At 37.1% G+C, this 13,543-nt stretch carries 13 protein-coding genes and 1 pseudogene; 13 read left to right on the top strand and 1 reads right to left on the bottom strand.

What is annotated here, in order from left to right; all coding sequences use genetic code 11:
* The 9 genes and pseudogenes from BHU72_RS04025 to holA form a co-directional block, all read left to right on the top strand.
* Nucleotides 1-193 (top strand): ATP-binding protein (locus BHU72_RS04025; RefSeq protein WP_176720392.1); only part of this gene is annotated, 193 nt, incomplete at its 5' end.
* Between the two features lie 180 nt (nucleotides 194-373).
* Nucleotides 374-1,531: a group II intron reverse transcriptase/maturase gene (gene ltrA / locus BHU72_RS04030; RefSeq protein WP_218076094.1), complete on the top strand. Its 1,158-nt coding sequence runs from the start codon at nucleotides 374-376 to the stop codon at nucleotides 1,529-1,531.
* Nucleotides 1,532-1,884: 353 nt separating this feature from the next.
* Nucleotides 1,885-2,349 (top strand): VOC family protein, encoded by a 465-nt coding sequence (locus BHU72_RS04035; RefSeq protein WP_141709245.1) that lies wholly within the window; start codon nucleotides 1,885-1,887, stop codon nucleotides 2,347-2,349.
* A 351-nt stretch (nucleotides 2,350-2,700) separates the two neighbouring features.
* Nucleotides 2,701-3,257 (top strand): annotated as a pseudogene (locus BHU72_RS04040) (DUF1697 domain-containing protein).
* Between the two features lie 300 nt (nucleotides 3,258-3,557).
* A complete protein-coding gene (locus BHU72_RS15765; protein WP_176720393.1) occupies nucleotides 3,558-3,731 on the top strand; it encodes a hypothetical protein in 174 nt (57 codons plus the stop codon).
* Between the two features lie 54 nt (nucleotides 3,732-3,785).
* A complete protein-coding gene (locus BHU72_RS16485; RefSeq protein WP_367114453.1) occupies nucleotides 3,786-3,968 on the top strand; it encodes a type II toxin-antitoxin system RelE/ParE family toxin in 183 nt (60 codons plus the stop codon).
* A 283-nt stretch (nucleotides 3,969-4,251) separates the two neighbouring features.
* Entirely contained in the window at nucleotides 4,252-6,711 is a 2,460-nt protein-coding gene (locus BHU72_RS04045; RefSeq protein ID WP_069701356.1) for a DNA internalization-related competence protein ComEC/Rec2, read from the top strand.
* 89 nt (nucleotides 6,712-6,800) lie between these two features.
* Entirely contained in the window at nucleotides 6,801-7,199 is a 399-nt protein-coding gene (locus BHU72_RS04050) for a CoA-binding protein (RefSeq protein ID WP_069701357.1), read from the top strand.
* A gap of 9 nt (nucleotides 7,200-7,208) precedes the next feature.
* Nucleotides 7,209-8,183 carry a DNA polymerase III subunit delta gene (holA, locus tag BHU72_RS04055; RefSeq protein ID WP_069701358.1) on the top strand — a complete coding sequence of 325 codons (975 nt, stop codon included), beginning with the start codon at nucleotides 7,209-7,211 and terminating at the stop codon, nucleotides 8,181-8,183.
* 53 nt (nucleotides 8,184-8,236) lie between these two features.
* On the opposite strand, the gene rpsT is transcribed toward holA, so the two are convergent.
* A complete protein-coding gene (rpsT, locus tag BHU72_RS04060; protein ID WP_069701359.1) occupies nucleotides 8,237-8,512 on the bottom strand; it encodes a 30S ribosomal protein S20 in 276 nt (91 codons plus the stop codon).
* 168 nt (nucleotides 8,513-8,680) lie between these two features.
* On the opposite strand from rpsT, the gene gpr reads away from it, so the two are divergent.
* From gpr to lepA, 4 genes are all read left to right on the top strand, one after another.
* Nucleotides 8,681-9,820 (top strand): GPR endopeptidase, encoded by a 1,140-nt coding sequence (gpr, locus tag BHU72_RS04065; RefSeq protein ID WP_069701360.1) that lies wholly within the window; start codon nucleotides 8,681-8,683, stop codon nucleotides 9,818-9,820.
* A gap of 80 nt (nucleotides 9,821-9,900) precedes the next feature.
* On the top strand, nucleotides 9,901-11,082 hold the full coding sequence (gene spoIIP / locus BHU72_RS04070) for a stage II sporulation protein P (RefSeq protein ID WP_069701361.1): 1,182 nt from the start codon (nucleotides 9,901-9,903) through the stop codon (nucleotides 11,080-11,082).
* Between the two features lie 37 nt (nucleotides 11,083-11,119).
* Nucleotides 11,120-11,581, top strand: a complete 462-nt coding sequence (locus BHU72_RS04075; RefSeq protein WP_218076095.1) for a hypothetical protein — start codon at nucleotides 11,120-11,122, stop codon at nucleotides 11,579-11,581.
* Nucleotides 11,582-11,632: 51 nt separating this feature from the next.
* The gene (lepA, locus tag BHU72_RS04080; RefSeq protein ID WP_069701363.1) at nucleotides 11,633-13,468 is read left to right on the top strand and encodes a translation elongation factor 4; all 1,836 of its coding nucleotides are present in this window, start codon (nucleotides 11,633-11,635) and stop codon (nucleotides 13,466-13,468) included.
* The last annotated feature ends 75 nt before the right edge of the window (nucleotides 13,469-13,543 follow it).

Consider the following 13,543-nt stretch of genomic DNA (forward strand, 5'->3'; position numbering starts at 1 on the left):
ACTCATTGATATGAGATATGAAAAGAAAAGTACGATTTTAACAACTAATGTTGGTTTTAAATCCTGGGACGAGGTATTCCAAGATCCTAAGATAGCAAATGCAATTTTGGATCGTGTCCTCCACCATGCAACGGTAGTTAATATTATTGGTGATTCTTACCGAATTAAGGACCATCTGGAACGAGATAATTAGTAAAACTGTACATTCTTAAACAGTCAAAAGTGTACATGTTTATGTTGACATTTATAATCCGGACTGCAGGACTGGTGGAAACTATGCAAACCTCACTGCGGGGAATAACAACAAAAGCAAAACAAGATAAGAACTATCGCTTCGGTAACCTTTATGGGTTAATAGACAAAAACGCTTTGTATGAGGCATGGGGTAGCATCAATAAAAAAAGCATCAGCAGGAGTAGACAAGGTAAACGCAAAACAATTCAAACAAAACCTTGACCCAAACCTCAGCGAACTCCTAGACCAACTAAAACAAAAGAAATACAAAGCCAAACTCATAAAAAGAGTCAACATACCAAAAGAAAATGGAAAAACCAGACCCCTAGGAATACCCACAGTCAAAGATAAAATCCTACAAAAAGCAGCAGCCCAAATACTAGAAGCAATCTATGACCAAGAATTTCTAACAAGCAGCTACGGGTATAGACCAGGAGTCGGACCACAAAAAGCAGTAAAAAAACTCACCAAAGAAATCCAAGGCAAATACAGCTACATAGTCGAAGCAGACATCAAAGGGTACTTCAACAACATAGACCATGAATGGCTAATGAAAATGCTACAACTGCGGATAAAAGACAAAGCATTCCTAGGACTCATAAGAAAATGGCTAAAAGCAGGCATCCTAGACACAACAGGAAAAACAATACACCCAACAACAGGCTGTCCACAGGGCTCAACCATAAGTCCAATACTAGCAAACATCTACCTTCACTATGCACTAGATTTATGGTTTGAAAAAATAGTAAAACCAAGAAGCATAAGCGACGCATACCTATGTCGTTTTGCAGATGATTTCATTTGCGCGTTCAGATATAAACAAGACGCAGAGAGGTTTTACAAAGCACTTGGCAAAAGACTGGGAAAATTCAAGCTGGAATTAGCAGAAGAGAAGACAAAAGTAATAAGTTTCTCAAGATTTAGAAAGCACGAAAACACCAGCTTTGAATTTCTAGGATTTGGATACCGATGGAAAGTCTCACAAAAAGGGAATGACATAATAACGAGACAGACCAGCCGAAAGAAACTAACCAAATCAATACAGAACTTTACCGAATGGTGCAAAGAGAAACGTAATAAAAGACTAAAGAAAATCGTAGATATGTTTAATGCCAAACTTAGAGGATACTTTAACTATTACGGAGTCATAGGAAATTATAGCAGAATACAACAATTCTATAACATAGCCATCAAAATACTGTATAAATGGCTAAACCGCAGAAGCCAAAAGAAAAGCTTCAACTGGACCGAGTTCAACGCAAAAATGAAATGGTATGGTTTAATGAGACAAAAATAACCGAAGTAGCTGAAAACCAGCTAAAGTTCAAAGAATGTTTTGCTTGATTACGGAAGTGAATATATCTGAAGAGCCCAGTGCGGTAGTTCCGCACGCTGGAATCTGTGCGGGGGACAGCAAGTAATTGGTGTTTCTACCGTGACGGCGACAGACTCTGCAATAACCGCGCGTCTGCGCGGAATTTAAAGAAAGTAATAGAGTTACAGCACATATGATGTGAAAGACGACACGATACTGGTGATGTTTTTCTTACTGCCATAATCTCGCATCCTTGCTTGGGTGTTTTTGAGAAGAGCGTTGAATGATTGAGCATACCGTGTTTACATAAAAATAAATTTTTTCTTAAGAAAGGAATGGCAAATGAAATGATAAAAGTAAGTAAGTTTAGGCATGTTGCAATCGTTGTTAAGGATTATAAAAAAATGATAGATTTTTATTCGAAAATCTTAGGATTTGAAATTATTAGAGAAATTGAGGTTAGTAATGAGGAATTTAGAAAGGGTATCGGACTTCCAAACGCAGTTGCTAAAGGTGCACATTTGGCTATACCCGGAAACAATGTAGAAATTGAGATGTTTCAATTTGAAAAAAAGATGGATAGGTGTGATGAATTATCTATTGCAAACTATCCTGGATTTAGACATATTGCTTTAATAGTAGAAAATCTTGGGGAAGCATATGCGAGTCTTAAGTCAAAAGGGATAGAATTTGTATCTGAACCGATTTGCATGAAGGAACCACCAAGTGTAGCTGGGTTTAGATTTGTTTATTTTAAAGATCCTGAAGGCAATATAATTGAATTAAATCAACTGCCGTAAGATGTGGTATTATTTCCTTTAGTTGACATTATGATAGTTGTTAGTCCGCAGCGTCCTTCTGCTCTTGCTATGTGGGGCAGAGTCCGCCGCCTAACAAGGCTCTCCACTAGGGGCAAACAAGAAGCATATTCGGTTGGAGTTATAGCATGAAGTAATCATGCCACATCCACTAGCTAAGATATGAGTTATATAAATCTAGCGGATGTTGCAGACGTCAGACGTTATTTGAAATTTCAGGTCTATGAAAGGTTACATTTCCGCATCTAAAGATTTCTTAGATTATTATGGCACAAAGATAAGTCACAATTATAATACATTACGATTTATTTAATATTAAGGAGAATTAACAATATGAATGTTTATATAGCATTATTAACAGGTATCAACGTAGGTGGAAAAAATATAATTAAAATGGCAGATTTGAAACGAGTAATGGAATAATTGGACTTTTTGAAGTAAAAACATATATTCAAAGTGGAAATGTTCTATTCAAATCAAATGAAGTAGAGGAATCTCTGTGCAATAAAATTGAACATGAGATTGAAACAGTGTTTGGAATTCCTGTAAAGGTTGTTTTGAGGACGTCTACAGAGTTAGAAGAGATTATTTTGAATTGCCCATTCTCGGAGGATGAAGTGACACAAGCAGAGACATTATCCGAAGTAGAGAGTCTGTATGTTGCATTATTGGCACAACATCCTTTAAAAGAAAAGATTGAGTGCATAGATGTTTACAGAAGTGAAAGTGATAAATATCAAATTGTAGGGAGAGAGGTATATCTTTTATTCCATCATAGTATTTGGAATTCAAAACTTGCTAATAATCTTTATAAATTGAATGTACCAACAACTGTGCGTAACTGGAAAACATTAAGCAAACTTGTCCAATTAGCAAAAACTATGATATGAAATGTAGAGTGAGAATGTCCTGATTCGGATTTTTTTTATTGTAAACTACAAGAAAAAATTTGTGGGGTTATCTTACGCATTTAGAGTAAATGACCTGAACCATCAACTAACAAAACATTCCAGTTCGCTTTGTCCTGAAAAGACGGACAAAGCCACCGCCTCAGGCTAAGATACGAGTTATCTAAGCCTGAGGCGGTGCAGGAATGCGCCACGTTATCCATAATATTGATGCTTAGACTATTACCAAAAATTACGTTTCGGGTATAATGATTATAAGTATTCAATATGGAGGCGATCGAGATGAGTGCAAAAGAAGAAGTTATAAAAATCATCAAAGAATTGCCTGAAACTGCTACGATAGAAGATATTATGTATAAAGTATACGCTCGTGTACAAATAAAAGCTGGATTGAAAGAACTCGATGAAGGCAAGGGGATTACTCATAAAGAAGCTATGGAAAGAGTATCTAAATGATTAAATTAATTTGGTCGCAAAAATCATTGAATGATTTAGAAGAAATTTATAAATATATATCGGCTAATTTCTGAATCAAATGCTAAACAGTATATCGAAAGAATAATTAAAAAAACAGAAGATATTTCAAATTTTCCCTTTATCGGTAGGGTTGTACCTGAGGCTAGTGACAACAAAATCAGGGAAATCATATCTATCAATCATAGAATTATATATAGGATAAATCTGATTCAGTAGAAATTGCTACAATATTTCATGTTGCCAGACAATTAAAAGAAGACAACATCTAGACATTTAGCATGATGTTTTTGTTAGCGATTCAGCATACTACGGATAACAACGCATCACGTGTCTTGAAAGTACATACAGTGAATTCTGCAGCGTCGTCATGTTAACCCGTAAGGGACAAGGGAGATATAGAAGAGGTCATGCGTTTGTAATTGATATTTCTGGTATAGCAAACAGGATTTAAAACGCGCAACGTCGAAAATCTCTCTATGTGAAATATGGGAGGGATTGGATGCGTCGCCCTTTATTTTGGTCATTATTGATTTTTATCACGGGATTATTCTTATCTGTAGCAATCCTAGATGCATATGCGTTTTCTAACACTAGTCTCATCATTAAAAAAATAACCCAATTGGTATTTATATTGCTCATCGTGATACTATCATCGATTGTAGCCGTTAATCATTTCAAGCTATCAAAGCAAACCTTCATCTCAATACTACTATCTGTATTTATATTCCTGTTAGGAAGTTTCTATGGTCTAGTAACGGTGAAACAAACTTCCTCGATAGGATCAGTGTTGAAAGATCGTCAGGATATCACGATGGAAGGCATTGTGGATACCACATGGCATACACCAACACAACAGAATATCATCATAGAAACATTAGAAAAACATCGTATACGTGTCATACTCTATAAGAATGATGAAGCAACAGAGTCTATGTCGGGCGATCCCAAGCCATCTACTAGCGTATCTATCTACCCTGGTGATTACGTACAAGTTTCTGGAGAATTCCGTAAGGTAGAACCGAAGCGCAATCCTGGAGGCTTCGATGAACGAAGATATTACTGGCTCCACGATTGGGATGGAAAAGTCGTTAGTGATAGCAGTAATGTGAAAATCATTCAAAGAATAGATGTAAGCTCAAGCCCAACATCGAGCCTATCGACATACTTGTTTTCCTATCTTCCTTTTAAAATGCGAGAGTTCTATCAAGGTGCGCTTCGTTCACACCTTGGCGAGAAAGAATTTATGATCGTTAACGCCTTAATTCTAGGTGAACGAACATCGATGGATTTTGACACGAAGGAATTAATTCGCAAACTAGGATTAGCCCATTTATTTGCCATATCTGGCTTGCACGTAGGGATTATTGTGTTGGCTTTTATTGCTGTTATGGACAGACTACGAATGGTAAGAGAGCGAAGTTATTTAATATTAATTATTTTACTTCCTATATATGCACTCTTAACAGGTGGAACATCGTCTGTAGTACGTGCTGTAATAATGATTGAAGTTGCATTGCTCGGATCTCTACTATCAAGGAAGAGCGATGTATATACAAATATCGTGATCGCAGCATTCCTATTATCTTTTTATAACCCCAAAGTACTTTTGCAAGTAGGTTTTCAACTGACGTTTATTATTACATTGGGAATCTTGTTATTTGAGCCCATTATTGATTATCTCCTGCTAAAATGGAATTTCACTTGGAAATGGTTGCGTAAACTATTGTCTGTTACAATAAGCGCCCAAGTTTTCTCTTTCCCTTTGCTGGTATACTATTTTCAAGAATTCTCTTGGACGGTACTTCTTTCGCAATATTTCATTCTACCAATAACAAGCGTTGTAATTTTACCAATAGGTTTTCTATTTCTTTTAATTTCGTGGATTCATCCGATGATACCGGCACTTTTAGCAATTATTTTACAGTGGGCTTCATCGGCTATGCTTTGGATTACTGAATTTATGTCGTTTGCAACAAAATACGTCAGCTATTTTCCTGAGCGTCACTGGTTATGGCTCGTAGGCTACTTGCTACTTGCCTTGTTCCTTGCATATCTTATGTATCAACGTAGGTATCTTAATAAACTCATCATTAGTTTGGTTTGCGCCTTACTACTCTTTGCAGGTTCTCTTTGGATTCCTAAGCTACCGACAGGAAGTTTACAAATGACTTTAATTGACGTGGGTCAAGGCGATGCAATTCATATTGAAACACCGAAAGGGAGACATATTTTAATTGATGGTGGAGGTGTACCAAGCTATAACAATAATGTCTACGATGTCGGCGAACGTATCCTTTTGCCATATTTTCGAGCAAATGGTATACGAAAGCTTGATATGGTTTTTCTGAGTCATGCAGATTGGGATCATATTCAAGGATTGTATCAAATACTTAAAGAGATACCTGTACAAAGCTTTGTATATAGCTTTGAGGATCCACGGGAAAGCTTTCTTCAGCTAAAATCAATTGCAGAACAAAAAAATATTCAAATATTTCAAGTAAGTCAAGGAAACCAAATTGTCATTGAGGATCAAATAGTGCTTGATATCTTATATCCTGATATAATAGTAGGGAGTCAAACAGATCCTAATCATTTATCTATGGTGATGCGATTGATGTATAACGAAATGGATATTCTACTCACAGGGGACATTGATGAACTCGCTGAGGATAAGATTAGGCCATTCCTACAGAATAGCGAAATTGAACTTCTAAAGGCAGCCCATCATGGAAGTCAAACATCCAGTTCTAAAGCTTTTCTTGATACAATACAGCCAAAGGTATCGGCCATAAGTGTTGGTGCTAATAACCGGTTTGGTCATCCCAACCAATCCGTTATCGACCGTCTTGAAGAAGTAGGAAGTGCAATCTATCGAACTGATTTACACGGAGCCATCACGTTTAAATTGAATAAACAAAGGATGGCCGTAGAAACTATGATTCAATTACAGGAACATTAAGATTATAATCACAGTGTTAAAGTATTAGTCAAAGGTGTAGTTACAGTACACCAAGCATATTGTGAAAGCTTAATTTAGGAGGGAAAATAATGGATTCAGATATGCTAAAGATTCTTAACGAATCGAAAACAATTGCTGTAGTCGGTCTATCTGACGTTGAAACAAGACCGAGCTTTAAGGTGTCACAATATATGCAAAAGCATGGGTATCGTATAATTCCAGTTAACCCAAGGCTAGATCAAGTGTTGGGCGAGAAGGCAGTAGCAAGTCTGGATGAGATTCAAGAACAAGTCGATATCGTGAATATCTTCCGAAAAAGTGAGGATGTTTTGCCGTTTGTAGAAAAGGCCATTGCTATTGGAGCTAAGACAGTATGGTTGCAGATGGGCATTTCTAATCAAGAGGCTGAAGAATTAGCTAGAAACGCTGGCTTACAAGTAGTATCTGATAAATGTATTAAAATTGAGCATCAATGCCGAATCAATTAGGAGCGAGCAATGTCGAACGTATATTTACTTTTTGGAAATGAAGCGATTCTTATGGAGGAATGGCTAGATACACTGATACATAATGAGCTTCCCGATGGGAAATTAGATATGAATTATTCTTCTTTTGATTTAGAGGAAATAGCAATTCAACAAGTGTTACAATATGCTGAAACAATTCCTTTCATGGCAGATAGAAAAATTGTGATTGCAGAACGTGCTGATTTTTTTGGCACAGCCAACGGAAAGAATATTCACGATTTAGAGGCCTTAAACGACTATTTGTTAAACCCAGCACCATATACCACAATTATTTTTAAAACAAAAGCAGACAAGCTAGACAAAAGAAAGAAGATTGCAAAGACAATTGAAAAAGCTGGAATCGTGAAAGGGTTTGTCCCTTTACAAGGAAAAACACTGGAAGATTGGATCTTGGCAAAGGTGCGAAGTCATCAATGTACGATAGACGGCAAAGCAGTGGAGCAGTTGATTGTTGCCTGTGGTTCGGATATGAATCTAATGGCTAATGAAATTGAGAAACTGTGCTTATATGTAAATCAAGGGAACATTACTTCAGACACAGTTGCATTGTTGGTTTCAAAAACACTTGAGCAAAATCTGTTTGCCTTTATCGATCGGATTGCACAGAGAAATATTAAACAGGGATTACAGGTGATTTATGATTTGTTGAAAAATAAAGAATCGCCGATCTTAATCTTCTTTTTATTAGCTAAGAAATTCCGCACTATGCTTGTTGGCAAAGATTTGTTAGACAAAGGATATTCACCGCAGCAGATAGCCACCCAATTAGGCCAGCATCCATATGCATTGAAGATAACCCTAGAACAAGGGGCGAAATTCTCTCCGCAGAACTTACGCAGAATGTTAATTGCTTTAGCAGAGGCAGATGAGCAGATTAAAACAGGAAAAATGTCCGATGTGGTAGCATTAGAAAGGTTCATCCTATCGATACCTACCAAATATTAAAAAGCATTATGAGGATTCTTAAGAAAAAAACGACCTATGTAAAGGTCGTTTTTTTATGCTTGAACAGCTTGTAATTTGTTTAAACGTAGTGCAAGGCGAGATTTTTTACGAGCAGCTAAATTCTTATGAATGATCCCTTTAGTCACAGCCTTATCAAGGGTTTTCGTTGCATTTAGGAATTCTTGCTTCGCAACATCAACATTTGTATCGATAACTGCAGTTTCAAACTTCTTAATTGCAGTTTTAAGTTTTGATTTAATTACTACGTTACGAACACGCTTCTTTTCGTTCACAGCGATACGTTTTTTAGCAGATTTAATATTAGCCATTATTTCACCTCCCTTGACAGAAAAAACTCCTGTCACACTTACAAACATAACACATAGTATTCTATCATGTATAAATAAAAAAGACAAGATTCTTTTTATAATGCATAAAATATCTAAGTTACATCAGACTAGATTATATATTTGTATTCTTGAAAGTGAGGAATTTTTATGCCACATAAAGGATATCACGATATCGATACCGTGAATTTCCCGTTTTTCTCTACAGACTTAGCAGTTGAAGCGCATCAACACGTAAGTCAAAATGGCGCAATTCCAGGTATTGATAAAGAGGTAGAAGAGATAGACAAAGTAATGATAGAACGCTTATATGTACGAGACATGCAAGCAGGACAAGCGATTAACAAAATGCCAGGAAAATATGTAACGATTTTCGCTCCTGGATTACGTACAAAAGATACACCTTTACGGAAAACAGTTTCTAAAGTGTTTGCCAAAGAATTCTCTAAATATATTGAGGGTCTAAGTGATCAAGCAAATATTCTCGTTGTAGGATTAGGAAATGCAAATGCCACACCAGACGCCATCGGACCTGCCGTGACAGAGAATCTTTTAATATCTAGACACTTTTTTCAAGTCATGCCTGATAAGGTAGAAAAGGGTTTTCGACCGATTAGCGCGATATCACCTGGGGTGATGGGGCAAACTGGTATTGAGACTGGTGATATTGTATTTGGCGTCGTGCAGCAAATAAAGCCAGATTTAGTGATTGTGATAGACGCTTTAGCATCAAGAAGCATTGATCGCATTAACACAACAATTCAAATTGCTGACACTGGAATTAACCCAGGAGCGGGTGTCGGGAATCAGCGTAAAGCTTTAAATAAAGAAACATTAGGCGTTCCAGTGATAGCTGTTGGAGTCCCTACGGTTGTAGATGCTGTAACGATTGTTCATGATGCTATGGAATATGTGACGAGATACATTAATGAAAAAGGGATTGCCCCAATGCAATATTCAAATGTATCTACGAAGAACATGAGAAAACAACAAGCTGTACAAGCAACACAATCGACACCACAATCACAAGTTCCTCCACACGATGGTACTGCCGCATCTAATAATACTTCAACGAATCATGCAGTGCACAACATGTACGAGAACATGACAGAAGATCAGAAGAAACAGTTAATATTCCATGTCTTGAAGTCAGAGGGTCATCAATTTATGGTTACGCCAAAGGAAATTGATACTTACATTGAAGAGATTGCTAATATTATTGCAGGAGGTCTTAATGCTGCTCTTCATCCGAAGATAAGCATTGAAGATGCCGCGATGTACACTCACTAAAAAATATTAAACTTTATAGGAATAATTAGGCATTCGTATGCATATTGATGATTTAGGACAACCCTAAGGAGAGGATACGAATGCCTATTAAACGTAGAAACTTTAGAAGTATGACGGTTAACCTTAGTGGATTTGACATTAAGAAACAAATCATAACGATAGCAATTTCTATTGTCTTCATACTCGTACTTGTAGGTATTACATTTACAAGTGTAGAGAGCTTGACCAGTGAAGCGAATGAGCAATCAAGAGTTGAGCAATTAGTAAGCAAGATAAGAACAGCAACGTATAAGCAAATTCTCCAACACGAGATGAAAGTTCTTAACGCAACTGAAACTTCCACACATTCTAATCGGACAACCTATGAATTCGGAGCTTTCTTATCTAAGTTGTTCACAGGCATAGAGATTTATAATTTACAAAGCATATTGCATCAGGAGGTACCAGGGTACAGCGTAATGGCAATGGAGCTAATTGGTGATCGCAATCAACTTGATATTTATGCTCCACCGGTAGAAACACCACCGCCAGACAATTTATTTTCGAACGAAAAAGAAGATAATGAAGATCAAAAACCTGAACCACCGAAAAAACCAAAGCAAGAACCGACTAAGCCTAAAGTTAACTACACAGAGAAACCACCAGTGCTAATCTATCACACGCATAACCGTGAAGCTTTCTTACCGGAGCTAAAAAATATTAAAAAGGCAAACGAAGCATATCATCCGACCAATAATATTACCTTAGTAGGTAAACACCTTGCAGAAAACCTTGAGAAGCTAGGTGTTCCAACAATTCTATCATCAAAAGATTACTGGGTAGATTTGCCACCAGGGGAATATTGGAAGTCATATGTGCATTCGAAGAAAGAAGTAGAGGCAATTTTAAAACAGCATAAGTATATTCCATTTATCCTTGATATTCATCGTGACTCTGCTTTAAGAGCGAGGACAACTGTTACACATAGTGGTAAAGACTATGCAGCTGTGTGGTTTATTATTGGGCAGATTAACCCTACGTGGCAATATAACTACCAATTTGCGGCGACTATAGAGGGACGCTTAGAGGCTAAAGTACCTGGAATATCAAGAGGTATATGGGCAAAAAAGAGCGGTCAATATAATCAGGACATTTCCCATAATAGTGTTCTAATCGAGATTGGTGGAGTAGATAATAATTTCGAAGAGGCTAACAGAACAGCAGAGGTTTTAGCAAAAATAATTGCTGATCTGTATGAAGATATGGTCATTCAAGGACAATAGTATATATTACTAGAGTTTGGAAATACTAGAGTTGAAAATGATGAATATGAAGTTGAAGTTAGGAATGAAAGGGGAGCTAATGATGCAATCAATTATTAACATGAAAAAGTTTTTTGAGGAAGGCATAGTCTTAGTAATATTCTCAGCACTTATGCTCTCCTTTATTTTCTTAGGATTTATAGTGGTAGAGCGCAATGTTATTGACATTATGGGTACATACGAAAATCCTGGCGTCATCTACTTTCAGCAAACTCAGAGCGTACAAAATGATCTGACAGCTCAACATGCAGTGCAAGTGAAAGATGATAGCGTCGTGGAAACAACGGTTACTGTGAAAGAATCGAATCACGTAAAAAACGATATCAATGACTTAGCACACACGTTGGAACGAAAGCTAGAAAGTAAAGCAAAAGTCTTGATAATCTGGTTTATTGAAAAATCAACTCAGGCTTTGGAATACATTATCTATATCCTCTCAAAATCATTGCAGTCATCTTAGGGAATTGCTATAATGTGAAATAGTGCATCAGCATTGGGAGGTTAATGATTCATGAGTAGTAGTAATATCGATAAACAAAGTAGGATAAGGAATTTTTCAATCATAGCACATATAGATCACGGAAAATCTACGTTAGCAGACCGAATTTTAGAATTTACGGGTGCATTATCATCTAGAGAAATGCAAGATCAAGTGCTTGATAAAATGGATTTAGAGCGTGAGCGCGGTATAACCATTAAACTGCAAGCAGTGCGATTAAATTATAAAGCAAAAGATGGCAACGAATATACATTGCATCTTATAGATACTCCTGGTCATGTCGACTTTACCTATGAGGTTTCTCGTAGTCTTGCGGCATGTGAAGGGGCTCTTTTAATTATTGATGCAGCCCAAGGGATTGAGGCGCAAACATTAGCGAACGTTTATTTAGCGTTAGAAAATGAATTAGAAATTGTTCCAGTTATTAATAAGATTGACTTGCCAAGTGCTGAACCAGAACGTGTAAAACAAGAAGTGGAAGACGTCATTGGTCTAGATACGAGCGATGCTGTACTGGCTTCCGCTAAGGAAGGTATAGGTATTGAAGAGATATTGGAGCAAGTAATTCAAAAGATTCCAGCTCCAACTGGTGATGCCGATGCACCATTACAAGCGTTAATATTCGACTCACACTTTGATCCATATCGTGGTGTCATTGTTTATACTAGGGTTGTCAATGGAAAAATGAAGCCAGGTATGAAAATCCGTATGATGGCGACGGAAAAAGAATTTGAGATTATTGAATTAGGCACATTTACACCAAAGCCAATTAAGGTTGACGAACTCAATGTTGGTGACGTTGGTTTTGTGATTGCAAGTATAAGGAATGTTAAAGATACTCGTGTGGGGGATACCATTACCGAGGCAAAAAGACCAGCGGCAGCAGCATTACCAGGTTATCGTAAAGTGAATCCAATGGTGTTCTGTGGAATGTATCCAGTAGAATCGTCAGAGTATGATGCTTTACGTGAAGCATTAGAGAAACTAGAGCTGAACGACGCTTCTTTACAATATGAGCCAGAAACTTCTACAGCTTTAGGGTTTGGTTTCCGTTGCGGTTTCTTAGGTCTTCTGCATATGGAAATCATTCAAGAACGTATTGAACGTGAATTTGATATTAACTTAATTACTACAGCCCCAAGCGTTGTATACCATGCATATATGAATGATAGTACGCAATCAATGATACGGATTGATAATCCGACGAAATTGCCGTTACAAGAGAAGCTAGATCGTGTAGAAGAGCCTTATGTGAAGGCAACAATTATGGTTCCGAACGATTATGTAGGTTCAGTCATGGAGATTTGTCAGAACAAGCGTGGCGAATACAAGGATATGAAGTATTTTGATGTGCGTCGCGTATCTTTAATATATGAAATACCTTTATCGGAGATTGTGTACGATTTCTTTGATCAGTTGAAGTCAAGTACGAAAGGATATGCATCCTTTGATTATGAGTTAATCGGTTATAGAGCATCGAAATTGGTGAAAATGGATATTCTCTTAAATGGGGAATCCGTAGATGCACTATCTCTGATTGTACATCGCGATAAAGCATATAATCGTGGACGTTTGTTGGTTGAGAAATTAAGGAGCTTAATTCCTCGTCAGATGTTCGAGGTTCCAATTCAAGCTGCTATTGGGCAGAAGATTATTGCCAGAGAAACAATCAGCGCCATGCGCAAAAACGTATTAGCAAAATGTTATGGTGGGGACATCTCGCGTAAACGTAAACTGATCGAGAAACAAAAAGAAGGTAAAAAACGCATGAAACAGGTAGGTAGTGTAGAAGTACCTCAAGAAGCGTTTATGGCTGTTCTGCAAATGGACGAGCCTAATAAAAAATAATAAAACTTCAGGCATCTTGCCTGAAGTTTTCTGCGTAATTAGATGTTTAGGAAGTTCACTTTTCAGTTTTATAAA

This window comes from Desulfuribacillus stibiiarsenatis (assembly GCF_001742305.1).
Classification (GTDB): domain Bacteria; phylum Bacillota; class Bacilli; order Desulfuribacillales; family Desulfuribacillaceae; genus Desulfuribacillus_A; species Desulfuribacillus_A stibiiarsenatis.

What these genes read in the sequence shown, in the direction of transcription:
- ltrA (WP_218076094.1), top strand. Translation starts at nt 374, where the DNA reads ATGAGGCATGGGGTAGCATCAATAAAAAAAGCATCAGCAGGAGTAGAC.
- BHU72_RS04035 (WP_141709245.1), top strand. Translation starts at nt 1,885, where the DNA reads ATGGCAAATGAAATGATAAAAGTAAGTAAGTTTAGGCATGTTGCAATC.
- BHU72_RS15765 (WP_176720393.1), top strand. Translation starts at nt 3,558, where the DNA reads ATGAGTGCAAAAGAAGAAGTTATAAAAATCATCAAAGAATTGCCTGAA.
- BHU72_RS04045 (WP_069701356.1), top strand. Translation starts at nt 4,252, where the DNA reads ATGCGTCGCCCTTTATTTTGGTCATTATTGATTTTTATCACGGGATTA.
- BHU72_RS04050 (WP_069701357.1), top strand. Translation starts at nt 6,801, where the DNA reads ATGGATTCAGATATGCTAAAGATTCTTAACGAATCGAAAACAATTGCT.
- holA (WP_069701358.1), top strand. Translation starts at nt 7,209, where the DNA reads ATGTCGAACGTATATTTACTTTTTGGAAATGAAGCGATTCTTATGGAG.
- rpsT (WP_069701359.1), bottom strand. Translation starts at nt 8,512, where the DNA reads ATGGCTAATATTAAATCTGCTAAAAAACGTATCGCTGTGAACGAAAAG.
- gpr (WP_069701360.1), top strand. Translation starts at nt 8,681, where the DNA reads ATGCCACATAAAGGATATCACGATATCGATACCGTGAATTTCCCGTTT.
- spoIIP (WP_069701361.1), top strand. Translation starts at nt 9,901, where the DNA reads ATGCCTATTAAACGTAGAAACTTTAGAAGTATGACGGTTAACCTTAGT.
- BHU72_RS04075 (WP_218076095.1), top strand. Translation starts at nt 11,120, where the DNA reads ATGATGAATATGAAGTTGAAGTTAGGAATGAAAGGGGAGCTAATGATG.
- lepA (WP_069701363.1), top strand. Translation starts at nt 11,633, where the DNA reads ATGAGTAGTAGTAATATCGATAAACAAAGTAGGATAAGGAATTTTTCA.